Origin of the sequence: Microlunatus phosphovorus NM-1 (assembly GCF_000270245.1) — a bacterium.
Lineage (GTDB): Bacteria > Actinomycetota > Actinomycetes > Propionibacteriales > Propionibacteriaceae > Microlunatus > Microlunatus phosphovorus.
Map to the genome: position 1 here is coordinate 2,634,783 of NC_015635.1, position 23,525 is coordinate 2,658,307.

Consider the following 23,525-nt stretch of genomic DNA (forward strand, 5'->3'; position numbering starts at 1 on the left):
CGAGCCAGGTACTGAGGGGGCCTCCCACGGCGGTGGCGCCGGACGTAGCGTCGTCCACACCAGCTTGACTCTCCTGATGGCGAGTTCCCGGAACGAGTATTTCTGAAGAGCATGGAAGGACGCAGATGAAACAGCGCACCCTCGGAAGCAACGGCCTGGCCGTCTCGGAGATCGGCCTGGGCTGTATGAGCCTCACCGGCGCGTACGGCAGCACCTCGGCGGTGCCTCGCGAGGACGCGATCGCCCTGATCAGGCGGGCCGTCGACCTCGGCGTGACCTTCTTCGACACCGCCGAGGTGTATGGCCCGTTCGCCAACGAAGAGGTGGTCGGCGAGGCGTTGGAGCCGGTGCGCGATCAGGTGAAGATCGCCACCAAGTTCGGCTTCGCCTTCGCCGAGAACGGGATCGAGGGCGGCGGGCTCTGCAGCCGGCCCGACAGCATTCGGCGGGCGGTCGAGAACTCGCTCCGGCGGTTGCGTACGGATCGGATCGATCTCTATTACCAGCACCGCGTCGACACCACAGTCCCGATCGAGGATGTCGCCGGGACCGTCGCCGAACTCATCGAGGCGGGCAAGGTGCTGAACTTCGGCATGTCCGAGGCAGCCGCCGGCACGATCCGCCGAGCGCATGCGGTCCAGCAGGTCTCCGCGGTGCAGAGCGAGTATTCGATGTGGTGGCGGGATCGGGAGCAGGACGTCATCCCGGTGCTCGACGAACTGGGGATCGCTCTGGTGCCGTACAGCCCACTCGGCAAGGGATTCCTGACCGGCACGATCAACACGAGCACCACCTTCGATCCCAGTGACTTCCGTGGTCGGACGCCGCGGTTTCAGGGCGAGGCGCTCGCGTCGAACCTTGCGCTGGTCGAGGTCTTGACGCGAGTTGCTGGTGAGGTGGGCGCCACACCCGCCCAACTGGCGCTGGTCTGGCTGCTCAACCAGCAGCCGTGGATCGTGCCGATCCCCGGCACCAAACGGATCGAGCGATTGGTGGAGAACACAGGCGCCGCCGAGGTCGAGCTGAATGATGCCCAGCTGGCCGAGATCAGGGCGGCGGCCGACAGCCTGACCATCGTCGGTGCTCGCTATCCCGACGAGCAGGATCGGATGACCAATCAGGAGGCTCCGCTGCCGCAGTGAGGTGGGATCGTATCGGCGGGACCCTAGCACCGGAGCGGGCTGGGACCGTAGAATCGGCGTCCTTGGTTAAACTCTAGGTATCTGAAATTCAGAACCCACAGATTATCGAAAGGCTGCCATGACAGCGACGCTTCCTGACGCTATCCGGACCCAGGCGTACATCGACGGCGAGTTCGTCGATGCCCTCGACGGCGCCACCTTCGACAGCTTCGCCCCGGCGACGGGCGAGGTGATCGCCAAGGTCGCCGCCTGCTCGGAGGCGGATGTCGATCGCGCGGTGGCGGCTGCGCGGGCCGCCTTCAACAAGGGCGAGTGGAGCCGGATCGCCCCGGGCGACCGCAAGGCCGTGCTGTTCAAGTTCGCTGACTTGATCGAGCAGCATGCCGAGGAACTGATCATCACCGAGGCGATCGACGCCGGCAAGCCCATCGTCGACTGCCGTGGCTTCGATCTCCCCGACATCATCAACACCATCCGTTGGTACGCGGAGGCGGCCGACAAAGTGTTCGGCAAGACCTCTCCGACCGGCAGCGATCATGTCGGTCTGATCGTCCGGGAGCCGGTCGGCGTGGTCGGCGGAGTCCTGCCGTGGAACTTCCCGATGGCCATGCTGGCCTGGAAGCTGGCGCCCGCGCTCGCGACGGGCAACTCCGTGGTGATCAAGCCACCGGAGCTGGCCAGCCTGACCACGCTCCGGCTCGCTGAGCTGGCCACCGAGGCCGGGATTCCGGCCGGTGTGTTCAATGTGGTGCCAGGTCTGGGGCACATCGCCGGCAAGGCGCTGGGACTGCACATGGACGTCGACATGGTGAGCTTCACCGGTTCGACGGAGGTGGGTCGGGCGTTCCTGCGCTATTCCGCGGACTCGAACCTCAAGGGCATCGTGCTGGAGTGCGGCGGTAAGAGCCCGCAGATCGTGATGGCCGACTGTAGCGACAAGCTGGAGGAGGTGGCCGCCGATCTGGCCGAGGCCGCGTTCTTCAACGCCGGCCAGAACTGCTCGGCCGGGTCCCGGATCCTGGTGCATAGCTCGATCAAGGACGACTTCGTCGCAGCCTTGGCTGTTGAGGCCGACAAGCGGACGGTTGGCGACCCGACGGATGAGTCCACGGTGATCGGCGCGCTGATCGAGCCGTCGGCGTTGGAGCGGGTGCTGGGCTATATCGAGCAGGCCAAGGCGGACGGCGCTCGGATCGTGACCGGTGGTGAGCGGGTGCTGGCCGAGACCGGTGGCTATTTCGCCGGCGCGACGGTGATCGATGAGGTCACCCCGCAGATGAGCGTGGCTCGGGAGGAGATCTTCGGCCCGGTCGTGTCGGTGCTCAGCTTCGATGATGTCGACGAGGCGCTGGCCCTGGCCAACGACACCCCGTACGGTCTGGCAGCCACCGTGTGGTCCAAGGACATCGATGTGGCGCTGCGTACCGCCCGTTCGGTGCGGGCCGGCACCGTCGCGGTCAACGGCTACAGCGAGGGCGACATCGGCACCCCGTTCGGTGGCTACAAGATGTCCGGCTTCGGCGGTCGGGACAACGGTCTCGAGGCGCTCGAGCAGTACACCGAGGTCAAGACCATCTGGATCACCCTGCACTGATGCGTCCTCCTCGGTCAGTGCCCTGGGCTCTGGCACCTAAAGGAGCAACCTCCATCGACAAGGAGCAGTTACATCCCAAAGTTGAGGATTGAGATGTAACTGCTCCTTGTCGGTGAAGCCAACAGCCCCTCAACAGGCCGATTCGTAGGCTCAGCGACGGTCGCCGGAACCGCCGATGACCGCGCGACGTTGGCGGTCGGCGAGCTTGTCGACGTTTCGCTGGGCAACATCGTCGAGGGAGAGACCGAGGAAGCTCGCCAGCACCGCGGTGTACCAGAGGACGTCGCCGAGCTCGGCCGCCATGTCGTCACGATCGAGCTGAGCGAGGTCGCTGTTCTTGTCCCGAACCAGCTTCTTGACCTTCTCGGCGATCTCGCCGGCCTCACCGACCAGGCCTAGCACCAGATGCATGAACTCGTCGGGCGCGTCCGGGTCGCGGGCCGTACGCAACGCGGCGCGCTGATAGTCGTCACAGTCCACGACGTCACCTTAGTGACACCCCACTGGTGCCGACTAGCGAGGCCAGGCGGCGGCGATCGCTTCGAAGCTGGCGATCCGAGCCGCGCGGTCCAGACCTGGCGTGACAATCACGACCTCGTCGGCTTCGCTGGCTCGCTGCAGCTCTCGAAGCCGGGCGACAACCTGTTCGGCCGGCCCGATCGCCATCCGATCCAGATCGCGCGGCGAGTTCCGAAACTCGGGCGAGGTGGCGAAGGCGTCCACCTCTTCGGGTCGCAGCGGCGTACGGATCCCGCGGCGCAGATTCAGCATCGTCAAGGCCCAGCCCGCCTCGAACCGAGTGACCTCGTCCGAGTTGTCGCTGGCGAACGCGAGCACCGAGATCGCCGACCACGGCTCGTCCTCGACGCCGGGACGGAACTGCTCCCGATAGTCACGCAGCACCTCGATGGCAATCTCCGGGCTCATGTGGTGCGCGAAGACTGCTCGCATGCCGTTGATCGCCGCGAACTGCGGTCCGTAGTTGCTGGAGCCGAGCAGGAACAGGTCGGGTCGCTCCGCAACGACCGGGGCGGCCACCAGCCGTTGGTAGGGATGGCTGTCCGGGAAGCCATCGCCGAGGAAGGCGAGGAGTTCGGCGACCTGCTTGGGAAAGTCCGCGCCGGGATCGGTGGTCGTGCCACGCCGCAGCACATGGGCGGTCAGCGGATCGGTGCCCGGAGCCCGACCGAGCCCGAGATCGACCCGGCCCGGTGCGATCGCCAGCAGCGTACGGAAGGTCTCGGCGACCTTGAACGCGGTGTGGTTCGGCAGCATGATCCCGGCCGCGCCGACCCGGATCGACTCGGTGAGCGTCAGCAAATGAGCGATCAGGATCTCCGGTGCACTGCAGGCCAGGGAACTCATGTTGTGGTGTTCGGACACCCAATAGCGTCGATACCCAGCGGCTTCGACGGCGCGGGCGAGACCCACCGCGCCGGTGATGGAGTCAGTGGCGGACTCGCCGTACTCGATGCCGACGAAGTCGAGGACAGCGAGGGGCAAGGTCTGGTCAAGGGCAGTGCTCACGCCATCCCAACCACCCAGACGGCCGGCAGATTCCGTGGGCTCGGTGGCCGATGATGGTCAGCCGCCGAGGGCGCCGATGGCCCGCGCGACGATGACGAGCGAGGTGAACAGCGCCACGCTGGCCTGCAGCCCCATCAAGAGCTTGGCCCGGGGCGAGAGCGGCATGGTGTCGGTGGGACTGAAGGCGCTGGAGTTGGTCAGCGACAGATAGAGATAGTCGACGAAGGTCGGCCGCCAGTCGTCGTGCTTGCTGGAGGTCACGGCGACCTCGGTGATCGTGTCGGCATTCTCGTCCTGGGAGAACCGCCAATCGGCCGCCCGCAGCTTCGACCGCGGACGAGTGCGGCGAGCGACGGGGCCACCCCGGTCGATCTCCCAGTAGAGCAACGCGAAGCCGATCACGTTGGTGACCCAGACCTGGATGGCCGCGATCAGCAGACCCTTTCCGGAGGTCTGCTCGGAGTCCAGCACCGTGACGAGCAGTCCGAGAGCGACCAGGTTGGCCGCGATGACCACGGCGTCGAGGGCAATGGAAGCGATCCGGGAGACTCGGGTCTCCCGGACCATCCGCCGCGGATTGGTGATCAGCAGCGCGATGAGCAGCACGATCTCGAGTGCCGGAATGACGAAACGCGGCGTGAAGAGCAGCGACTCGGGCAGGAGCGCATAGATGAGCGCGGCTACCAGGACCGCCAGGGCCGGCGGGAGACGGTTCTCGCCTTCCGGCCGCCGACCGCCGCGTCCTTCGGCTGGCTCGTCCTCGGACATGAACAGAGTCTCGCAGACCTGCGCGCCTCGCCCTCGGATCGCCGGAGGCACTGGCGGCTGTCAGCCTCAGCGGTCCTGTTGCCCGGGACGATGACAAGCCGGTGGCTCAACCGGCCAGCGGCGGCGTGTCGTGGGCCGGCAGCTGATTGAGACCCGCATTTGTCCCTGACACCGGCGGGTTCGGAAGGCTGACCACGCGGTCGCAGCGAGCGGCGAGCGTCGGGTCATGCGTGATCACCAGCACGGCGGCCCCCGAATCGGTGGTGGTGGCCCATAGATCGTCGACCAACGCGGCGGCGGTGGGCGCGTCCAGGTGCTCGGTCGGCTCATCCAGGATCAGGACATCGGCGTTGCCGAGCAGCAGCCGGGCGAGAGCGATCCGGCGGGCCTCGCCGCCGGAGACCTGTGTGCCGTGGATGCCGACCAGACGATCGAGTGGCATGCTCACTCGAGCTCGGGCCAAGGCCTTGGCGATGTCGGTATCGCCGGCGTCGCGTCGGCCGATCCGGACGTTCTCGGCGACCGTGGTGTCGAACAGGTACGCGTCCTGCGCCAGATAGCCGAGCCGACCGCGTGCCTGGGCGGTGCCGGCAACTGGTGGCAGCAGTCCGAGCAGCGTCGCGGCAACGGTCGTCTTCCCGGTTCCACTGGGGCCGACCAATGCCGCTTTCTCACCCGCCTGAACGGTGAGGTCGAGTCCGACCACCGCAGGTGCTGAGCCCGGCCAGCCCGCCGACAAGTCGGCGATCTCGATGCTCGGCGGCACCTCGGAGGTATCGGTGGCGACCACGCTCAGATTGTCGGGACTACCGACAGTGGGAGCGGTCAGCACCTCGCCCACCCGACCGAGCGCCGAATGTGACCGGTGCCAGGCCAGCGCCGCGGCAGGCAGCGTGGCGAGCACCTCGTGCAGAGCGAGGGGAGTGAGCACCACGACGGCCAGGTTCACCGGACTCAGCACACCGGCGAACACCTGGACGGCACCGACTAGCAGACCACCGAGCACCGCGACGCCCGCGGCGAGCGTCTGCCCGAATCCGGCCAGTCCGCTCGCCCAGGCGGCGCGCTGCTCGGCGCGCCGGAGCCGGGTATCGACAGCGGCGAGCCGAGCGACGACGGCGTCTGTGGCACCGTACGCGACCAGGTCGGGAGCCGCGTCGCTGGCCTCGGCAGCGACCGTGGCCAGCTCGCCGCGCAAGGGCGCCAGCGAGGCGATGCTGCGGGCTGCCAGACGTGCGGCCAGCCAGGGCATCACGACGCCGGCTAGTGCGACGGACACCGCAAGGAGGAGGCCGGCACCGGGAGAGAGTAGGGTGATCACGGTCGTGGTGGCTACCGCGACGAGACCGGCGGAGGCCACTGGAACGATCACCCGAACCACCAGGTCCTGGATCGCCTCGACGTCGTTGACCAATCGGGACAGCAGATCACCGCCGTGGCGGCCTACCCAGGTCGACTGGGTCAGCGCACGCCAAGTGTCGAGCCGCAGCACCGTCTGCAGCCGCAACGCAAGATCATGGCTGTCGAGCCGTTCGGTGTATCGGAGGACGCCCTTGCCGATGCCGAACGCTCGGACAGCCACGATGGCCACCATCAGATAGAGGATGGGCGGCCGCTCGGCGGCGCGGGACAACAACCAGGCGGCGGTGCCCAACAAAGCGATACCGGCTCCGCTGGCCAGTGCGCCAAGCAAGACGGCGCGCATCAGCTGCCGGGGCCGCGAGACGACCAGCGCGGTCCCCGGAGTGCGGCAGTGGGGCTCGTTCATAGTTGGCCGGCCGAGTGGCTCAGCTGGGCAGGGGCCAGCTCGACGATGCGATCGGCCGCGGCCAGCACGGCGGGCCGATGGCTCACCAGCAGAGTACCGATTCGCAGCCTCCGCAGTTCGGCGATCACGGTCAGCTCGGTCGCGGCGTCGAGACCGGCGGTCGGCTCGTCGAGGATGAGCAGCTGACCACCGCCGCAGTCGATGCGGAGCAGCGCCCGGGCCAGTGCGACTCGGCGGATCTCACCAGCGGAGAGCCCTTCACCGCCCGCCACCAGCGTTCGGTCGAGGTCTAGTTGCTTGGCGCCAGCCCGATCGAGTGCCGACCGAACTCGCGCGGTCGGGGCGTCCGGCGCACCCAGTCGTACGTTGTCGGCGATGGTCCCGGCCAGCAAAGCGGGCTGCTGTGGCACCCACGCCAGCACCGCGCGCCAAGCATCCTGATCCAGCTCGCTCAGCGGTACGCCACCGATCAGCACCCGTCCCGTGGTCGGCGGGACAAAGCTGAGCAGCACCGCCAGCAGACTGGACTTGCCGACCCCACTCGGACCGCCTATCGCCACCATCTCGCCTGGTCCCAGTAGCAGACTCGTCTCGGTGAGACCTGGTTCGGTGGCTCCCGGATAGGTCACCGACACCTGTTCCACCTCGATCACCGCTGCGCCGAGGTCGGGGACCGGGCGGCTACCGGTCACCAGCGGAGCGGCGTCGATCAGCGCGAACGCCCGCTCGGTTGCCGCCACCCCGTCGGCCGAGTCGTGGTAGTGCACGCCGACCTGACGCAGCGGCAGATAGACCTCGGGGGCCAGGATCAGCACAAAGAGACCGATGAACAGGGTCAGCTGGCCGTCTACCACCCGCAACCCGATGCCCACCGCCACGATCGCCACGGACAAGGTGGCCAGCAGCTCGAGCACCAGTGCGGACAGGAAGGAGACGCGCAGGGTGGCCATGGTCTCGCGTCGGTGCGCCTCCCCGGTTCTACGCAGCCCCTCGGCCTGCGCCTTGGCCCGGCCGAACACCTGCAAGGTGGGCAGCCCCGCAACCAGGTCCGCGAAGTGGTGAGCGAGACGCTCCTGGATCGCGGCGCGCTTGCGTACCCGTGCCTGGGTCAGCCAGCCGACCAGGACCATGAAAAGTGGGATCAACGGCACGGTCAGCGCGACAACCAGCGCGGACACCCAATCGGTGGTCAGGATGGCGATCCCGATCACCAGCGGCACTGTTGCGGCCAGCACCAGCTGGGGCAGATAACGGGCGAAGTAGCCGTCCAAGGCGTCCAGACCCTGGGTCAGCACCGACACCAGCCCCGCGCCATCCAGCTCGGCCGGTCCCCGACTCCGCAGCCGAGCGGCCAGGATCTCGGTCCGCAACTGTGACTTCACCGCCGCGGCGGACCGTTGGGCGAGCACAGCGTTCAGCCAGGTCAGCAGTCCTCGAGCGAGGAACACCCCAGCCAGCGGCAGCCAGGTCGCGCCGACCGCAGCAAGGTCCCGGTGTTCGAACGTGCCGGCGATGGCCGTCGCCAACAGCCACGCCTGAGCGACGATTAGCAGCGCAGTCAACGTCCCGGCTGCGACCCCGGCGACGAGATAGGCCCGAGTGGCACGCGCCCGCCGCAACAGCCTCGGGTCGACCGCCCCCCGGGCCGAACTTTCGGTCACCTGTCCACCCGTGGCGTGGACAGGTAACCGGAAATTCCGATCGGTGCGGCGTGCGGCATGCGGCATAGCGGGCAAGGTCTCAGCTCTTCGCGGGTTCCGGCAGCACCACGTCGTCGGCGATGTGCTGCACCGAGATCCGCTTGCGGAAGACCCAATAGGTCCAGGCCTGGTACGCGATCACGACCGGCGTCAGGATCACCGCGGCCCAGGTCATGATCGTCAAGGTGTACGGCGTGGAGGATGCGTTGGCGATCGTCAGGCTGTTCTCCGGGTTGGGATGACTGGGCATCACGTTGGGGAACAGCGCAAGGAACACCGCGGCCACGAAGAACGCGATCGCCGCCGCGGTGCCGACAAAGGCCCAGCCCTCGCGCCCAGCCCGGTTGGCCAGCAGCCCGCCGACCAGACCGACGGCGGCCACCGCGCTGGCGATCACCGAGAACACGTCGCCGTGAGCCAGGTTCAGCCAGATCAACAGCACCACCGCCAGCCCGGCCGCCACCAGCCCGACCTTCGCCGCCAGCGCGTTCGCCCGTTCCCGGATGACCCCGTCCGACTTCAGGGCCAGGAAGATCGCCCCGTGGGTCAAGAAGATCGAGCACGTGACCAGGCCGAAGAGCAGCGCGAACGGGTTGAGCAGGTTGAAGAAGCCGCCGACGTACTCATGATCGGCATCCAACGGCACCCCTCGCACGATGTTGCCGAAGGCCACGCCCCAGAGCAGCGCCGGCACGAAGGAGCCGACGATGATGCAGCGGTCCCAGCGCCGTCGCCAGGCCAGCTCGTTGCGCTTGCCGCGGTAGTCGAAGGCAACGTTGCGGACGATCAGCGCGAGCAGGATCAGCAGCAATGGAAGGTAGAAGCCGCTGAACAAGGTGGCGTACCACTCCGGAAAGGCCGCGAAGGTCGCGCCGCCGGCGACCAGCAGCCAGACCTCGTTGCCATCCCATACCGGGCCGATGGTGTTGATCACGACCCGGCGCTCCCGGTCGTCCTTGCCCAGGATCGGCACCAGCATGCCGACGCCGAAGTCGAACCCCTCCAGCACGAAGTAGCCGATCCACAGCACGGCGATCAGCGCGAACCAGACGGTGGACAATTCCATCTCGCGTTCCTCTCTCTCAGCTCGCTGGGCCCAAAGCCGGAGCCATCAGTAGCTGAAGACCAGTGGGGCGTCAGAGTCGTCGTCGGTCTGCTCGCGGGTGCTGACATCCGGCAGCCCCAGTCGCAGGTACTTCAGCATCAGCTTCACCTCGACGACCGCCAGCACCCCGTACAGCGCGGTGAACACCAGCAACGACGTCAGTACGCTGCCTGCCCCGACAGTGGGCGAGACTCCTGCGGCGGTCTTGAGCAGCCCGAACACCACCCACGGCTGCCGGCCGGTCTCGGTGAAGATCCAGCCGAACGAGTTGGCGAACAACGGCAACAGCGGCAGGGCTACCAGCACAGTTGGCCACCAGAACGAGGTCAGTCGCCGCTCGCCGCGAACACACAGCAGCAACAGCGCGCCGATGGCCATGGCTGCCATGCCGAGCCCGATCATCACGCGGAACGACCAGTACGTGAGGGGGATGTACGGGTAGTAGGTGCCCGGTCCGAACTGCTGTGTGTACTCCTGCTGGAGCTGGTTGATGCCGACGACCTTGCCGTCGAAGTCCCCGGTGGCCAGGAACGAGAGCAGCCCGGGGACGGTGACCGACCACAGCTCCCGCTTGCCGTCGGGAGTGCCCACGGTGACGATCGAGAAGCCGGCCGGCTTCTCGGTCTCGTAGAGCGCTTCGGCGGCGGCCATCTTCATCGGCTGCACCTCGAACATCACCTTCGACTGCTGATCGCCGCTGATCACCGTGCCGAGTCCGGCGATGATCAGCACGATCGCGCCGACCTTCACTGCGGTCTTGAAGGCGGGTCGGTCCGCAGGGATCACCGTGGTCTTGCCCTGGATCGCGGCCTGGAAGACCGGTCCGTGCTCGGGCTCGCGGGCGTCGAGAGACTTCCGCTCGGCCCTGTCCATCCGATAGAGGTGCCAGCCCGCGACCGCGGCGATGAACGCCCCGCCAACCATGAAGCAGCCGGTGATCTGGTGTGGCATGGTGACCAGGACCACCGGGTTGGTCAGCACCGCCCAGAAGTCGGTCAGTTCGGCACGCCCGCGGCCGTCGTTGAAGGTGTAGCCGAGCGGGTTCTGCATGAAGGAGTTGGCCGCCAGGATGAAGTACGCGCTGGCGATGGTGCCGATGGCGGCGAGCCAGATCGTCATCAAGTGGATCTTCTTGGGCAGTCGGTCCCAGCCGAAGATCCACAGGCCGAGGAAGGTCGACTCGAGGAAGAAGGCGAGCAGGCCCTCCAGAGCCAGCGGAGCGCCGAAGATGTCACCGACGAACCGGGAGTAGGCGCTCCAATTCATCCCGAACTGGAATTCCTGCACGATCCCGGTGGCCACACCCATCGCAAAGTTGATCAAGAACAGCTTGCCGAAGAATTTGGTGAGCTTGAGGTACTTCTCCTTCTCGGTGACCACCCAGGCGGTCTGGAATCCGGCCACCAGGCTGGCCATCGAGATCGTCACGGGGACGAAGAAGAAGTGGTAGACGGTGGTGATGGCGAACTGCCATCGGGCCAGGCTCACTTCGTCCATCGATGTTTCTCCCTCGGGGGGTCAAGGTCTGGTGGGGTCGAGGTGCGGGCGACCACGCCCACGGTCGCAGCCTACTACGCATCGTCGTACGTCCTCGTGTAGTACTTATTTCCGTAGTAGTACGAGTAGACTCGAACCGTGAATGCTCTCGGAGACCTCGAACGTCGAGTGATGGAGGAGCTGTGGGGCGCCCGCCGGCCGTTGACGGTCCGCGAGGTGCACACGGCGATCGCCACCGAGCGCGTGATCGCCTACACCACGGTGATGACGGTGCTCGACCGGCTGGCGAAGAAGGGCCTGGCTGACCGCGAGCAGGATGGTCGCGCCTTTCGGTACGCGGCCGCGCACACCCGGGAGCAATTGGTGGCGGAGGTCATGCATACCGCCCTGGCTGATGGCGGGACGGACCGTTCGGCTGCTCTGGTCGCCTTCGTCGACCGGGTCAGCGACGACGAGGCGGCTGCGCTGCGGGCGGCGTTGGCGAGGCTGGAGTCGCGATGAGCGCACTCCCGCCGCTCCTGGTGGCGGGGATTTTGGCGCTCGGGGCTGTGGTGCTGGTGGGACCAGGGCCCGCCTGGGTGGCGCGCTGGGGATTCTTGTATCGGGTGCCGAGGGCTGCCGTCGTGCTCTGGCAGGCCGGCGCGGTGGCCGCCTTGATCAGTATCTTCGGGGTCGCCTGGCTATTGAGCGCCGCGACGTGGTCGCAGGAGTCGTCGGTCGCCTGGTGGGACTGGGCCGTGACGGGAACCGTGGTGCTGTTCGCCGGTCTGGTTGCTGGTCGCCTGGTGTGGGCATTGGTCGGTGTGATCGCCTCCACGGGGGCTCGCCGTCGACGGCACCGTGACCTCGTCGACCTGCTCGCCTCGAAGACCTCTGCTGACGTCGCTGGGCGGTTGTCCGAGTTGCGAGTGCTCGCCGAGGCCCGGCCGCTGGCGTACTGCCTGCCGGGCTTGTGGCAGCCGCGAGTGGTGCTCAGCGCCGGCACCCTGGCGGTGCTCTCGCCGATGGAAATCGCTGCGGTGCTCGCTCATGAGAAGTCACATCTCCACGCCCGTCATGACCTGGTGTTGGCGACCTTCGATGCGGTGCATCAGGCGTTTCCCCATGCCATCCGCAGTGACCTGCCGGCTCAGCAGGCGCGGCTGCTGGTGGAGATGCTGGCTGATGACGCTGCCGTGCGGGCTGTCGGACCAGAACCGCTGGCCCGCGCTCTGGTGGCACTCGCGGAGTCCGTCGTGCCGACCGAGGCTCTCGGTGCGGCCGAGGGGAGCACCTGTCTCCGGATCGAGCGGCTGACGCATCCGGCATCAGCTCTGTTGGCCGCCGCTGTCTATGGGCTGGCCGTCATCGTGGTGGCCGCACCACTGCTTGCCCTGGTGATCTAGCTCCCTGGCGGCATCTCACAGCACGGCGCGGATGTCTGCCTCGAGATCGGCGGGTACGACGGTCGGCTCGTAGCGGGCCACGGGATCGCCGGCGCGATTCAGCAGAAACTTGGTGAAGTTCCATTGGATGTCCTCGCCGGTCGCGCCGTCGGCCTCGGTACGCAGCCAGGAGTACAGCGGGTGGGCATGCTCGCCATTGACGTCGATCTTGGTGAACATCGGAAAGGTCACGCCGTAGTTGAGCTGGCAGAACTCGGCGGTCTCGGCGTCGGAGTCGAACTCCTGGTGGGCGAACTGATCGCAGGGGAAGCCCAGGACGATCAATCCCTGGTCCTTCAGGTCGTCGTAGAGCTGCTCCAGACCGGCGAACTGCGGGGTCAGTCCGCATTTGGACGCGGTGTTCACCACGAGCACCACCTTGCCCGCGTACGCGGCCAAGGGCTGCTCCTGGCCGGTGATGGTGCGAGCCTCGAAATCACTGAGTGTGGTCATTGTCTTCTCCTGGTTCTCCGGAGCCGGCCTCAGCTGATCTGAGCCGGCCTTGGACCAGTTTGACTGCCACCGGCAAGCCAGATTTGCATCTGCCGACGAGTTAGGTCAGCCTAACCATCACCGTCGAACTGATCTTGGGGGTCAGCATGCATCGTCGTCAATTTCTCGCCGCCCTGGCCGGTCTCGCCGTCGCCGGCGGGGTAGCCAGCTGCGCCAATCCGGCAAATCAACCTGGTGCCGAGGAGGGTACGCCCTCGGCAGCGCCCGATGCAGCATTCCCGGCCACGGTGAAGCACCGGTACGGGACCACCGAGGTGCCGGCTGCGCCGAAGCGGATCGTGTGCCTGGGGCAGACCGACCATGACCCGACGGTGGCGCTCGGTTACACGCCGATCGCCCTCGCCGGATTCGTGGACAGCACCTACACACCGGTGCGGCCCTGGAACAAGCAGGCATTCGGCACCACGCCGCCGGTGCTGAACATGCTCGAGATCGAATTCGAGAAGGTTGCCGCGCTCGAACCGGACCTGATCCTCGCGGTGATGAGCGGCACCACCAAGGGCGACTACGCCAAGCTCAGCGCGATGGCGCCGACGGTGGCACAGCCGGCGGACTACGAGGACTGGGCAGTCCCGCTAAGCCCCACACCGAGCTGATCGGGGCCGCTTTGGGCAAGCCGGACGAGGCGACGAAGCTGGTGGCCGACCTCGAAGCGGCCTTCACCGAGACACGGAAGCAGAACCCGATCCTGGACGGGAAGCACGCGGCCTGCGCCGAGCTCTGGGGTGCCGACTTCAGCATCCTGGGTGCCAGCGCGCCACGCACCCAGTTCCTGATCGATCTCGGGATGTCCATGCCGGACTCCTTGGCCAAGCTGGTCGGCAAGAAGTACAACGCCCCGCTCAGCAGTGAGAAGGTCGACCTGATCGACGAGTTGGACGTGGTGATCTGGACCACCGAGTACACCGACACGAAGGCGCTGCTGGAGAACAAGCTGGTCCGGGATCTGCGGACGACCAAGGAAGGCCGCTACGTGCTTGCGCCCAACGGCGGCAATGACGACCTGCTCTACTCGATGGACTGGGGCAGCATCCTCAGCTATCGCTGGGCTCTGGAGAACGCGACGCCACGCATCGTCAAGGCGCTCGACGGGGATCTCGCCACGGACCCGAACGCCTGATTGACGGCTGGGCGACGACGGTGCCGAGTCGACCGGCGAATCTCTGCTGAGGCACTCTACGATGAGCACCGACCAGAGCCCTCCGCCCCAGCCGCGGGCCGGCCGGTCGATCCATTGAGACCCAGTGAGAGAAGGAACCCGTGACCCTCCCCACCGATCAGGCGCCATATCAGGACTCGTCACTGCCGGCGGAGGAGCGGGTCGAGGATCTGCTCAGCCGGATGACGTTGGCGGAGAAGGTCGGTCAGATGCTGCAGCTGGATGCCCGCGCCGGCGTGGTCGACCTGATCCAGGACAAGCACGTCGGCTCGATCCTGCACGCCTCGCCGGCTCGGGTGTTGGAGGCCATCGATCTGCAGACCCAGACCCGGCTCGGGATCCCGCTGCTGACCGCCGACGACTGCATCCACGGGCATTCGTTCTGGCCCGGCGCGACGATCTTCGGCAGCCAGCTGGCGATGGCCTGCTCCTGGGACACCGAGCTGATCGAGCGGGCTGCCCGGGTGACCGCGATCGAGGTGGCCGCGACCGGCATCCACTGGACGTTCTCACCGGTGCTCTGCATCGGCCGGGATCTGCGCTGGGGTCGGGTCGACGAGACGTTCGGCGAGGACCCGTACCTGATCGGCGAGTTCGCCATGGCCATGGTCCGCGGCTATCAAGGTGAGGGGCTGGACGATCCGACCGGCATCCTGGCCTGTGCCAAGCACTTCGCCGGCTATTCCGAGACCCAGGGCGGGCGGGACGCCAGCGAGGCCGACCTCAGCCGGCGGAAGCTGATCTCCTGGTTCCTGCCGCCATTCGAGCGGGCTGCCCGGGAAGGCTGCCGTACGTTCATGCTCGGCTACCAGTCGATGGATGGGGTGCCGATCACCCAGAACGACTGGCTGCTGAACGAGGTGCTCAAGGGCGAATGGGGTTTCACCGGCACGTTGATCACCGACTGGGACAACGTCGGCCGGATGGTCTGGGAGCAGAAGGTCTGCGCAGACCACGCCGAGGCGGCGGCCGTAGCGGTCAAGGCCGGCAACGACCTGGTGATGACCACCCCGCAGTTCTTCGAGGGCGCGCAAGAGGCGGTTGCCGACGGTCGACTCGACGAGGCGGACATCGACGCTGCCGTACGCCGGATCTTGCGGCTCAAATTCGATCTCGGGCTGTTCGAGAACCCGCGGCCGCCGTCGGCCGAGCGCCAGCAGGAGGTGATCGGCTGTGCCGAGCACACCGCGGCCAACCTGGAGTTGGCGCGGGCTTCACTGGTGCTGCTCCGCAACGACGGCACGCTGCCGCTGGATGACCGCCCCCGGAAGATCGCGGTGATCGGTCCCAATGCCGACGACCCGCAGGCGATGCTCGGAGACTGGGCCGGCAACTCCGGACAGGTCGACTGGATGCCGGACGGACATCCGCGGGAACTGGTGGAGACCGTCCTCGACGGCTTCCGCGCGGTCTGCGCCGACGCCGGTGAGGGCTGGGAGGTCGGGTACGCGCGCGGCTGCGAGATCGAGTCCCTGGTGCCGGATCCGGCCGGCGACACACTGCCGGACGGGCAGCCCCGCCCCTGGATCTTCGCCTCCCCGCCGGCCGATCCCGAGCACCTCGCCGAGGCGTCGGCGCTGGCCTCCTCGTCCGACGTCGCCGTCGTGGTGCTGGGGGACACGGTCGCGTTGACCGGCGAGGGCTGCTCGACGGCGACGTTGGAGCTGCAGGGCGGCCAGATCGCCTTGCTCGAGGCTCTTGTCGCGACCGACACTCCGGTAGTGCTGGTGTTGGTCCAGGGCAAGCCTTCGACGTTGCCCGACTCGGCGTTCGAGGCGGCGGCGATCATCGAGGCGTTCAACCCCGGCATGAAGGGCGGGCGGGCCATCGCCGAACTGGTGCTCGGCCAGATCGAGCCGTCCGGCCGGCTGCCGATCACCTTCGCCCGGCACGCAGGCCAGCTGCCGGTCTACTACAACCAGATCCGCGGCCAGCACGGCGATCGGTACGCCGACCTCACCCAGGAGCCGCTGTTCGTCTTCGGCGAGGGCCTGTCGTACACCAATGTCGACTACTCCGACCTCGTCGTGTCGACTCCGGAACTGGGAGCCGACGAGGTGATTCGCGCCCAGGTGAGCTTGACCAACACCGGTGACCGGCCGGCGACCGAGACCGTGCAGATCTACGTCAGTGACCTGGTCAGCAGCGTCACCTGGGCGGAGAAGGAGCTCAAGGGCTTCCGCCGGGTCACAGTGGCTCCGGGCGAGACGGTCACCGTCGGACTCGAACTGCCGGCCGCTGCGTGCACCCTGGTCACCCCGGATCTGCGCCGAATGGTGGAGCCAGGGGAGTTCGACTTCTGTGTTGGTCCGAACTCGCGGGACCTGCTCCGGGCTCGGTTCCGGATCACCGGCTGACCAGGAAGATCCAGGTGAGCGACCCTCACTTCTAGCCATTCATCCACGGATCTAGGCGTTGGGCCGCCGACTCTGCGGCGCCCCCCGGTGGACGCGCTCATCACTGCGCCCCTCCTGCCGCGCCGACGGCCCAACGCAGGCCTCATCCAGCTCCCGATCGAGACCGCTTCCGGTCCTACCCAATGCCAGATTCTCCCAAACCCATCTCCATCGTTGCCCGACCGCGGGACGGGTCTCAACTCGTCGAGTCGAGGCGGCGTGTGCGGCGAGGCACCGACGCGGGTGGAGACCAAGATCACCGCTCAGCGGCGCCCGCGGAAGAGTTTTTCAGGGCACCATGGACAGTGGTCCAGGTGCTGGACCCCGGACGAGGGAGCTGTACCCGGCGAGCGACAAGACGGCCTTCGAGGAGTCTGTCGTGGCCTGGTTCGTGCTCGTGCTCGCCGGAATGCTGGAGGCCGTCTGGGCGACGGCTCTCGGCAAATCCGAGGGCTTCAGTCGGCTGGTGCCGACCATCATCTTCTTCATCGCTCTTGGCTTCAGCATGGTCGGTCTCGGCTATGCGATGCGGACCTTGCCGGTCGGCACCGCGTACGCCGTCTGGGTTGGCATCGGGGCCGCGCTGACCGTCACCTACGCCATGATCACCGGCGATGAGACTGCCTCAGTGCTCAAGGTCTTGCTGCTGGCCGGGATCGTTGGCTGCGTGATCGGGCTCAAACTGCTCCACTGAGGTCAACCGATGAGCGGCCCGATCGACGTATCCGGGCCGCGGAAGACGCCGCCGCAGCCTGAATCGATCGTCGGTCACACCGGCACTGCCAGCCGGTCAGCGCTGTCGGGATTGCCTCTCGATGGCGCTGACCAGCCGATCAACCGCTTCGGGTGGCGCGAGGTCGAGGCGCAGGCCCGGCTCGATGAGTTCGAGCTCGGACAGCACCGGATTGCCGTCTGCGTCGGGCAGCAGGTCCACCCGCGCGTAGCTCACCGGCTCGGGTGCGGCAACGAGGGCGCGGTGGGCGAGATCGAGTTCGGCACCGGAGGCAACGGTCGGTTCGGTGCGATTCGGCAGCGCGTGCTCGTGGTCGAGGCGGAGCCGCGGTGCCCGGCGGAACGCGTGCGAGAAACTCCCGGCTAGGAAGACCAGGGAGATCTCGCCCAACGTGTCGACTCCTGCCAGGTATGGCTGGACCAGCGCCGTCCGGCCTGAGCTGGTGATCCGCCGCATGGCGGCCGCGACAGCGGTGCCAGTCGTGCAGCGGTAGGTGTCCTGCGCACTGGCGCTTATCGCGGGCTTGACCACCACGTCATCCAGCGGACCGAGCCGGCTGAGATCGGGCTCGGCGTCGGGGGATAGGTAGATCGTCGGGACCACTGGCACCCCCAGCTGGGCGAGGTCTCGCAGGTAGCGCTTGTCGGCGTTCCACTCGACCACGGAACGACTGTTGATCAGCGTTGGAACGTGAGCCAGCCAACCAGCGAACTGGTCCCAACGATGGTGGTAGTCCCACACGCTGCGCAACAGCACGAGGTCGAAATCTGTCCAACTGATGTCCGGATCGTCCCAGACGCACGCCTCGGCATCGAGACCGCGAGCGCACAGGCCAGCGAGGATCCGTTGGCCGTCGGAATCCAGGTGGGGGAGTGCGCGGTAGGTCGCCAGTGCCACCCGGGGCGTGTTGCGATGGCGCACGGCTTGACCCTAGCTCCTCGTAACGCGGACACCTCCATCGAAGTCCCCGGGTGGCCTACCAGAGTCACCAGGATGAGAACTGAACCGATCCTCGTCGGCCTGGTGATGCACGCATCCAGACGCCGCTGACTGGCGTGCTGACTAGGAGACACGGCACTAGACTGAGCCGGTGGATCAAGACCGCGGCCCGAGTTCGAGACCGGAACGGGTCCGCCGCGCGCTGCTGCCCCACAACGCACCCAACCTGCTCTATGGAGCGATCGTGGCAGGGTCGGTGCTGGCCGTGTCCAGCGCGCATGCCGCAGACAGCGCCCACGTCGCCGCGGCGACGGCGCTGGTGACCGCGATCTACTGGCTGGCCCACGTCTATGTCGACGCGGTCGGTGGCCGGCTCCGCGATCTCGAACAACCGATGCACCGGCGAATCGTGCCTGCCATGGGACATTCCCGTGATCTGCTGGCCGGGGCGCTACCGCCGATCCTCGTCTTCCTCGGGGCCAAGTTCCTCGGTGCCGACGTCCAGACCGCCGCTCAGATCGCCTTGTGGTTCACCGTCGGCCTGCTGGTGTTGGCCGGGGCCGGTGCCGCCTATCTTGCCGGGGTGCGCGGTTGGATGCTGGTCGCGGAGTCGTTGATCGCGGGTAGCTTCGGCATGCTGGTGATCCTGCTCAAGTACCTGCTGCACTGATCCGGCTCGAGTCCACCTGTGACCAGCACGGCTGGAACGATCATGTGTCCGGCTCCGTTCGGCGCCAGGTCGCACCGGTCTCCCGGACGTACTGCTCGAGCGCGGCGTCGAGGGTGGGGAAGAAGTGCGCAGGATCGATCGTCCGGGTCAGCCCGTAGCGTTCGATCTTCTCCCTGACCGGGTCCTTGAGCTCGGCGAAGACCAGCGACACGGACCGCTCGTTCAGCCAGGCGTCCAACTCCTCGAGCATGTCGGCGGCTGTCGTGTCGACATCGGTGACCGGCTCGGCGGCGATCACGATCCAGCGCAGGTCGCATGATCGGTCGTGCAGGCCCCGGATCGCCTCGGAGAACATCCGCGCGTTGGCGAAGATCAACGGAGCGTCGAAGCGGTAGACGATCAGCCCCGGCAGCACGGCTGCGTTCGGATATCGCGTCAGGTCGTGCAGACCGGCCCGGTCCGGTGTCTTGCCGAGCTCGGCCTGATACGGCCACCAGGTGCGCCGGAACACGTTGAGGATCGACAGCGCGACCGCGATCACAATGCCGGGCAGCACCCCGAGGAAGGCCACCCCCAGCAAGGCGATCACCGACAGCGCGAACTCCATCCGGCGCTGCTGCCACAGGCGTCGGGTCGCAGGCAGGTCGGCCAGGGAGAACGCAGCCGCGATGACGATCGCGCCCAGCGTCGGTTGCGGCACGTACTGCATCAGCGACGTCGCGAACACGAGCAGCACGGTGATCACCGCCGCACCGACCAGACCGGTGACCTGGGAACGCGACCCCGCCTGCTCGGCGACGGCGGTCCGCGAGCCACTGGTACTGACCGGAAAGCCCTGGAAGAAGCCGGCGGCGATGTTGGCGGCTCCGATGCCGACCATCTCCTGGTTGCCCTGGACCCGTTCGCCCCGACGGGCGGCGAACGCCGATGCCGTCGACATCGTGTCGGCCAGCGCGACCACGGCGATGGCGACGGCACCCAGCATCAGCACGGGGAGGTCGGACCAGCGCACGATCGGCAGGGTGAACGGTGGAAAGCCCTGGGGCAGCACGCCGATCGTGTCGACGCCACGCCCGCCGAGATCGAAGATGTTGACCGCGATCGCGGTGAGCACGACCACGATCAGCACGCTGGGCAGCTTGGGCAGCAGCCGGTTCAGCAGCAGGATGCCCGCGAGCGAGGCCAGCCCGATGATCGCGGCGGTGACGTTCGCGGCATCCTGGACGATGCCGGTCAGGACCGCCCCCACTTCCCGCAGCAGACCCTCGGCGTCGATGGAGAAGCCGAGCAGCTTCGGCAGCTGACTGATGACGATTGTCAGAGCCAGGCCGTTCATGTATCCGATCTGAGTCGGTTTGGACAGCAGATCGGCGATGAAGCCGAACTTGGCCAGGCCGGCGACGACCATGATCACCCCGACCAAGATCGCCAGCACTGAGGACAACGCGATGGCCCGGGCCGGGTCGCCGTCGGCCAGCAGCAGGGGAACGATGGTGGCCGCGATCATCGAGCCCAGCGCCGAGTCGGGACCGAGCACCAGCACCTTCGACGGTCCGAAGATCGCGTAGCCGATCAGGCAGAGGATCGAGGTGTAGAGCCCGGTGACCGGCGGCAGATTGGCCAGTTCGGCGTACGCCATGCCTTGCGGGACGAGCAGTGCAGAGAGCACCAGTCCGGACACGATGTCCTTGCCCAGCCACTCGCGTCGGTAGCCCCGGAGCACGGCGATGCCCGGCACGAGTGCCTGCCAGCTCGGCGGCGCAGCTCGGTCGTCCCCGCTCATGTCCGCAGCCTAGGGACAGCGGGCGGCCGGACGGATCACCCGCGACGGGTGACGAAATCTGCGCCGCGCAGCCACGGATGGAAAGCCTCCTCTCGCGCGCCGATCCCGGCGCGACACGCGGCTCAGGGTCCGAGGAGAGTCAAATTCCCATCACGAATAAATGGTGAGGCGGATGGGTGAGGCGGCGGCCGGGTCGCGGTTGTTTTCGGCACACCGAAACCGTAGGGTTTCGGTGTGCCGAAACCTCTTCGGATCCAACTCGCCCTCTGGTCAGCACTCCTCGTCGTGCTGCTGGCCGGCTGTTCGCCGACGTCGGCGGGCGCGGGCGGCCAGGGGTCGAAGCCGAAGGTGCTGACGACGTTCACGGTGCTGGCCGACATCGCGAGGAACGTGGGCGGGCAATACGTGGCGGTGGAATCGCTGACCAAGGTGGGTGCGGAGATCCACGGGTATGAGCCGACGCCGGGTGATGTGCGTCGGGCGGCGGACGCGGCGCTGATCTTGGACAACGGGTTGAATCTCGAGTCGTGGTTCGCACAGTTCGTCGAACGCGTCGAGGTTCCCCATGTGGTGGTGTCGGACGGTGTCGAGGTCATGGATATCGCTTCGGACGCCTACGCCGGGAAGCCGAACCCGCATGCGTGGATGAGCCCGTTGAACGTGAAGATCTATGTCGACAACATCGTTGCGGCGTTCAGTCAGCTGGACCCCGACCATGCGGAGGCATTCGCCGCGAACGGACGCGCCTACCAGGCACAACTGCAGACCGTCCACGACAAGCTCCTGGCGGAGCTGTCCGCGTTGCCGGAGGCCAAGCGAGCACTGGTCACCTGCGAGGGAGCGTTCTCCTACCTGGCTCGCGATGCCGGGCTGACCGAGCGATATATCTGGCCGGTCAACGCCGAGCAGCAGGCCACCCCGCAGCAGATCGCTGCGGTCATCGACGACGTTCGGACCGCCCAGGTCCCGGCGGTGTTCTGTGAATCGACGGTGTCGGACAAGCCGATGCGGCAGGTGGTCGCGGCGACCGGCGCGGCGTTCGGTGGGGTGCTCTACGTGGACTCGCTGTCGGAGGCCGACGGCCCGGTCCCGACGTATCTGGATCTGCTCCGGTACGACACCGACCTCATCATCAAGGGCCTGACCGGGGGAGAGCAATGATCACCGGGAGCCAGGGGACCGCCGGGATCCAGGTCGACGATGTCACCGTCCGTTTCGGTGACGTGACCGCCCTGGACGGAGTCTCGCTGCGCGTTCCCGCCGGCCGGGTGACCGGGCTGGTCGGGATGAACGGTGCCGGCAAGTCGACCCTGTTCAAGTCGATCATGGGCATGATCCGGCTGGACCAGGGTCGGATCCTGCTGGACGGCGCCGATCCCGCGACCGCTCGCCGTCGCGGGCAGCTGAGCTACGTGCCGCAGAGCGAGGCCGTCGACTGGACGTTCCCGATCAGTGTCGGCGAGGTGGTGATGATGGGCCGCTACGGATCCATGGGTCCTGCTCGCCGTGCGACGGCCACCGATCACGTCGCCGTCCAGCGCGCCCTGGAGCGGGTGGAGCTGAGCGGGTACGCCCATCGCCAGATCGGGCAGTTGTCCGGTGGCCAGCGCAGACGCGCCTTCGTGGCCCGTGGGCTGGCCCAGGGCGCCCACATCCTGCTGCTGGACGAGCCGTTCGCCGGTGTCGACAAGCGCTCCGAGGCCACCATCGTGGCGTTGCTCCGTAGCCTGGCCGAGGAGGGCTACACCGTGCTGGTCTCGACCCACGACCTGCACGCCCTTCCGCAACTGGCCGACGAGGCGATCCTGCTGCTGCGGCGGGTGGTTTACCACGGACCGGTCCATGACGCGCTTCAGCCGCAGCAGTTGGCCCGTGCCTTCGGGCTGGAGTTGCCCGATCACAGCGGCGCGGCATGAGTCCGCTCGACTGGATCCTGGAGCCGCTGCGCTACGACTTCATGATCAACGCCTTGGTCGCCACCGTGGTCGCTGCCGTCGTCTGCGGGCTGCTGTCCTGCTGGCTCGTCCTGGTCGGCTGGTCGCTGATCGGGGACGCGGTCTCCCACGCGGTGTTGCCCGGTGTGGTGCTCGCGTATGTGGTCGGAGCGCCGTTCGCCCTCGGCGCCCTGGTCTTCGGATTCCTTGCCGTCGGGTTGATCGGCGTGCTCCGCGATACCAGCCGGGTCAAGGAGGACGCCGCGATCGGGATCGTGTTCACGACGCTGTTCGCGTTCGGTCTGGTACTGATCTCGATCACACCCAGCCAGACCGACCTCAACCACATCATCTTCGGCAATGTCTTGGGGGTGTCGACCAGCGACCTGGTGCAGGTCTTGATCCTGGCGGCCGTTGCGTTCGTCGTGGTGCTGATCAAGCGTCGTGATCTCACCCTGTACGCCTTCGATCCCGCCCATGCGTACGCGATCGGGCTCAATCCCCGGCTGATCGGCGCCCTGCTGTTGGGACTGCTCGCGCTCACTGCCGTTGTGGCGCTGCAGGTGGTCGGGGTGGTCCTGGTCGTCGCCCTGCTCATCATCCCCGGTGCCACTGCTCAGCTGCTCACCGATCGGTTCGGCCGGATGCTGATCATCGCGCCGGCCGCAGCCATACTTGCCTCCGTGGCCGGCATCTACCTCAGCTACTGGCTCGACGCCTCGCCCGGTGGTCTCGTCGTGGTCGTGCAAGGCCTGATGTTCGCCGGCGTCTACCTGGCCAGCCCGCGGCACGGCCTGATCAGCCGCCGACTGCAGCGGCGGCGAGCCGGCGCGCTGGCCACCGGGGCCTGACAAGCGGCAATCTGACACCCGG

The 23,525-nt window shown here is 67.3% G+C and carries 22 protein-coding genes and 1 riboswitch; of the genes, 12 read left to right on the forward strand and 10 right to left on the reverse strand.

Features of this window, described 5'->3' with window-relative positions; all coding sequences use genetic code 11:
- The first annotated feature begins 125 nt into the window (after positions 1-125).
- Together MLP_RS11925 and MLP_RS11930 are read left to right on the forward strand one after the other, a co-directional pair.
- Positions 126-1,142 (forward strand): aldo/keto reductase, encoded by a 1,017-nt coding sequence (locus tag MLP_RS11925; protein WP_013863343.1) that lies wholly within the window; start codon positions 126-128, stop codon positions 1,140-1,142.
- 118 nt (positions 1,143-1,260) lie between these two features.
- Positions 1,261-2,736 (forward strand): aldehyde dehydrogenase, encoded by a 1,476-nt coding sequence (locus MLP_RS11930; RefSeq protein ID WP_013863344.1) that lies wholly within the window; start codon positions 1,261-1,263, stop codon positions 2,734-2,736.
- A gap of 150 nt (positions 2,737-2,886) precedes the next feature.
- On the opposite strand, the gene MLP_RS11935 is transcribed toward MLP_RS11930, so the two are convergent.
- The 7 genes from MLP_RS11935 to MLP_RS11965 all read right to left on the reverse strand — a co-directional run bounded on the left by MLP_RS11935 (position 2,887) and on the right by MLP_RS11965 (position 11,101).
- A complete protein-coding gene (locus tag MLP_RS11935; protein WP_013863345.1) occupies positions 2,887-3,216 on the reverse strand; it encodes a nucleoside triphosphate pyrophosphohydrolase family protein in 330 nt (109 codons plus the stop codon).
- A gap of 33 nt (positions 3,217-3,249) precedes the next feature.
- The gene (locus MLP_RS11940; RefSeq protein WP_013863346.1) at positions 3,250-4,263 is read right to left on the reverse strand and encodes an LLM class flavin-dependent oxidoreductase; all 1,014 of its coding nucleotides are present in this window, start codon (positions 4,261-4,263) and stop codon (positions 3,250-3,252) included.
- 57 nt (positions 4,264-4,320) lie between these two features.
- A complete protein-coding gene (locus tag MLP_RS11945; protein ID WP_013863347.1) occupies positions 4,321-5,031 on the reverse strand; it encodes a hypothetical protein in 711 nt (236 codons plus the stop codon).
- A 106-nt stretch (positions 5,032-5,137) separates the two neighbouring features.
- Entirely contained in the window at positions 5,138-6,799 is a 1,662-nt protein-coding gene (gene cydC / locus MLP_RS11950) for a thiol reductant ABC exporter subunit CydC (protein ID WP_013863348.1), read from the reverse strand.
- Positions 6,796-8,460, reverse strand: a complete 1,665-nt coding sequence (gene cydD, locus MLP_RS11955; protein ID WP_013863349.1) for a thiol reductant ABC exporter subunit CydD — start codon at positions 8,458-8,460, stop codon at positions 6,796-6,798. The genes cydC and cydD overlap by 4 nt, the downstream gene beginning before the upstream one ends.
- Before the next feature lie 79 nt (positions 8,461-8,539).
- Positions 8,540-9,565, reverse strand: a complete 1,026-nt coding sequence (gene cydB / locus MLP_RS11960; protein WP_013863350.1) for a cytochrome d ubiquinol oxidase subunit II — start codon at positions 9,563-9,565, stop codon at positions 8,540-8,542.
- 45 nt (positions 9,566-9,610) lie between these two features.
- On the reverse strand, positions 9,611-11,101 hold the full coding sequence (locus MLP_RS11965) for a cytochrome ubiquinol oxidase subunit I (protein ID WP_013863351.1): 1,491 nt from the start codon (positions 11,099-11,101) through the stop codon (positions 9,611-9,613).
- 138 nt (positions 11,102-11,239) lie between these two features.
- On the opposite strand from MLP_RS11965, the gene MLP_RS11970 reads away from it, so the two are divergent.
- Positions 11,240-11,602 (forward strand): BlaI/MecI/CopY family transcriptional regulator, encoded by a 363-nt coding sequence (locus MLP_RS11970; RefSeq protein WP_013863352.1) that lies wholly within the window; start codon positions 11,240-11,242, stop codon positions 11,600-11,602.
- Positions 11,599-12,486: a M56 family metallopeptidase gene (locus MLP_RS11975; protein WP_013863353.1), complete on the forward strand. Its 888-nt coding sequence runs from the start codon at positions 11,599-11,601 to the stop codon at positions 12,484-12,486. Before MLP_RS11970 ends, MLP_RS11975 begins: the two co-directional genes overlap by 4 nt.
- A gap of 15 nt (positions 12,487-12,501) precedes the next feature.
- Here the strand turns inward: MLP_RS11975 and MLP_RS11980 are convergent, their stop codons facing one another.
- A complete protein-coding gene (locus MLP_RS11980; RefSeq protein WP_013863354.1) occupies positions 12,502-12,978 on the reverse strand; it encodes a glutathione peroxidase in 477 nt (158 codons plus the stop codon).
- A 146-nt stretch (positions 12,979-13,124) separates the two neighbouring features.
- On the opposite strand from MLP_RS11980, the gene MLP_RS29230 reads away from it, so the two are divergent.
- From MLP_RS29230 to MLP_RS12000, 4 genes are all read left to right on the forward strand, one after another.
- Entirely contained in the window at positions 13,125-13,634 is a 510-nt protein-coding gene (locus tag MLP_RS29230; protein WP_013863355.1) for an ABC transporter substrate-binding protein, read from the forward strand.
- An 11-nt stretch (positions 13,635-13,645) separates the two neighbouring features.
- Positions 13,646-14,158 carry a TroA family protein gene (locus tag MLP_RS29235; protein WP_013863356.1) on the forward strand — a complete coding sequence of 171 codons (513 nt, stop codon included), beginning with the start codon at positions 13,646-13,648 and terminating at the stop codon, positions 14,156-14,158.
- A 140-nt stretch (positions 14,159-14,298) separates the two neighbouring features.
- A complete protein-coding gene (locus MLP_RS11995) occupies positions 14,299-16,554 on the forward strand; it encodes an exo-beta-d-1,3/1,6-glucosidase (protein ID WP_013863357.1) in 2,256 nt (751 codons plus the stop codon).
- Between the two features lie 343 nt (positions 16,555-16,897).
- Positions 16,898-16,961: riboswitch (guanidine-III (ykkC-III) riboswitch) on the forward strand.
- A gap of 11 nt (positions 16,962-16,972) precedes the next feature.
- Positions 16,973-17,287 (forward strand): DMT family transporter, encoded by a 315-nt coding sequence (locus tag MLP_RS12000; RefSeq protein WP_013863358.1) that lies wholly within the window; start codon positions 16,973-16,975, stop codon positions 17,285-17,287.
- Between the two features lie 96 nt (positions 17,288-17,383).
- On the opposite strand, the gene MLP_RS12005 is transcribed toward MLP_RS12000, so the two are convergent.
- A complete protein-coding gene (locus MLP_RS12005; RefSeq protein WP_013863359.1) occupies positions 17,384-18,247 on the reverse strand; it encodes an ATP-grasp domain-containing protein in 864 nt (287 codons plus the stop codon).
- A gap of 169 nt (positions 18,248-18,416) precedes the next feature.
- Between MLP_RS12005 and MLP_RS12010 the strand changes: the two genes are divergently transcribed.
- Positions 18,417-18,935: a hypothetical protein gene (locus MLP_RS12010; protein WP_013863360.1), complete on the forward strand. Its 519-nt coding sequence runs from the start codon at positions 18,417-18,419 to the stop codon at positions 18,933-18,935.
- Between the two features lie 40 nt (positions 18,936-18,975).
- Here the strand turns inward: MLP_RS12010 and MLP_RS12015 are convergent, their stop codons facing one another.
- Positions 18,976-20,718, reverse strand: coding sequence for a SulP family inorganic anion transporter (locus tag MLP_RS12015; protein WP_013863361.1), 1,743 nt, complete (start codon positions 20,716-20,718; stop codon positions 18,976-18,978).
- Between the two features lie 234 nt (positions 20,719-20,952).
- On the opposite strand from MLP_RS12015, the gene MLP_RS12020 reads away from it, so the two are divergent.
- Genes MLP_RS12020 through MLP_RS12030 form a run of 3 tightly spaced genes read left to right on the forward strand, consistent with a single transcriptional unit; the run spans position 20,953 to position 23,503 of the window.
- A complete protein-coding gene (locus tag MLP_RS12020; protein WP_013863362.1) occupies positions 20,953-21,879 on the forward strand; it encodes a metal ABC transporter substrate-binding protein in 927 nt (308 codons plus the stop codon).
- Positions 21,876-22,634 (forward strand): metal ABC transporter ATP-binding protein, encoded by a 759-nt coding sequence (locus tag MLP_RS12025; protein WP_013863363.1) that lies wholly within the window; start codon positions 21,876-21,878, stop codon positions 22,632-22,634. The genes MLP_RS12020 and MLP_RS12025 overlap by 4 nt, the downstream gene beginning before the upstream one ends.
- Positions 22,631-23,503, forward strand: a complete 873-nt coding sequence (locus MLP_RS12030; protein ID WP_013863364.1) for a metal ABC transporter permease — start codon at positions 22,631-22,633, stop codon at positions 23,501-23,503. The genes MLP_RS12025 and MLP_RS12030 overlap by 4 nt, the downstream gene beginning before the upstream one ends.
- The last annotated feature ends 22 nt before the right edge of the window (positions 23,504-23,525 follow it).

What these genes read in the sequence shown, in the direction of transcription:
- MLP_RS12025 (WP_013863363.1), top strand. Translation starts at nt 21,876, where the DNA reads ATGATCACCGGGAGCCAGGGGACCGCCGGGATCCAGGTCGACGATGTC.
- MLP_RS12030 (WP_013863364.1), top strand. Translation starts at nt 22,631, where the DNA reads ATGAGTCCGCTCGACTGGATCCTGGAGCCGCTGCGCTACGACTTCATG.
- MLP_RS11945 (WP_013863347.1), bottom strand. Translation starts at nt 5,031, where the DNA reads ATGTCCGAGGACGAGCCAGCCGAAGGACGCGGCGGTCGGCGGCCGGAA.
- MLP_RS11930 (WP_013863344.1), top strand. Translation starts at nt 1,261, where the DNA reads ATGACAGCGACGCTTCCTGACGCTATCCGGACCCAGGCGTACATCGAC.
- cydC (WP_013863348.1), bottom strand. Translation starts at nt 6,799, where the DNA reads ATGAACGAGCCCCACTGCCGCACTCCGGGGACCGCGCTGGTCGTCTCG.
- MLP_RS11975 (WP_013863353.1), top strand. Translation starts at nt 11,599, where the DNA reads ATGAGCGCACTCCCGCCGCTCCTGGTGGCGGGGATTTTGGCGCTCGGG.
- MLP_RS12015 (WP_013863361.1), bottom strand. Translation starts at nt 20,718, where the DNA reads ATGAGCGGGGACGACCGAGCTGCGCCGCCGAGCTGGCAGGCACTCGTG.
- cydB (WP_013863350.1), bottom strand. Translation starts at nt 9,565, where the DNA reads ATGGAATTGTCCACCGTCTGGTTCGCGCTGATCGCCGTGCTGTGGATC.
- MLP_RS11925 (WP_013863343.1), top strand. Translation starts at nt 126, where the DNA reads ATGAAACAGCGCACCCTCGGAAGCAACGGCCTGGCCGTCTCGGAGATC.
- MLP_RS29230 (WP_013863355.1), top strand. Translation starts at nt 13,125, where the DNA reads ATGCATCGTCGTCAATTTCTCGCCGCCCTGGCCGGTCTCGCCGTCGCC.
- MLP_RS11980 (WP_013863354.1), bottom strand. Translation starts at nt 12,978, where the DNA reads ATGACCACACTCAGTGATTTCGAGGCTCGCACCATCACCGGCCAGGAG.
- MLP_RS11965 (WP_013863351.1), bottom strand. Translation starts at nt 11,101, where the DNA reads ATGGACGAAGTGAGCCTGGCCCGATGGCAGTTCGCCATCACCACCGTC.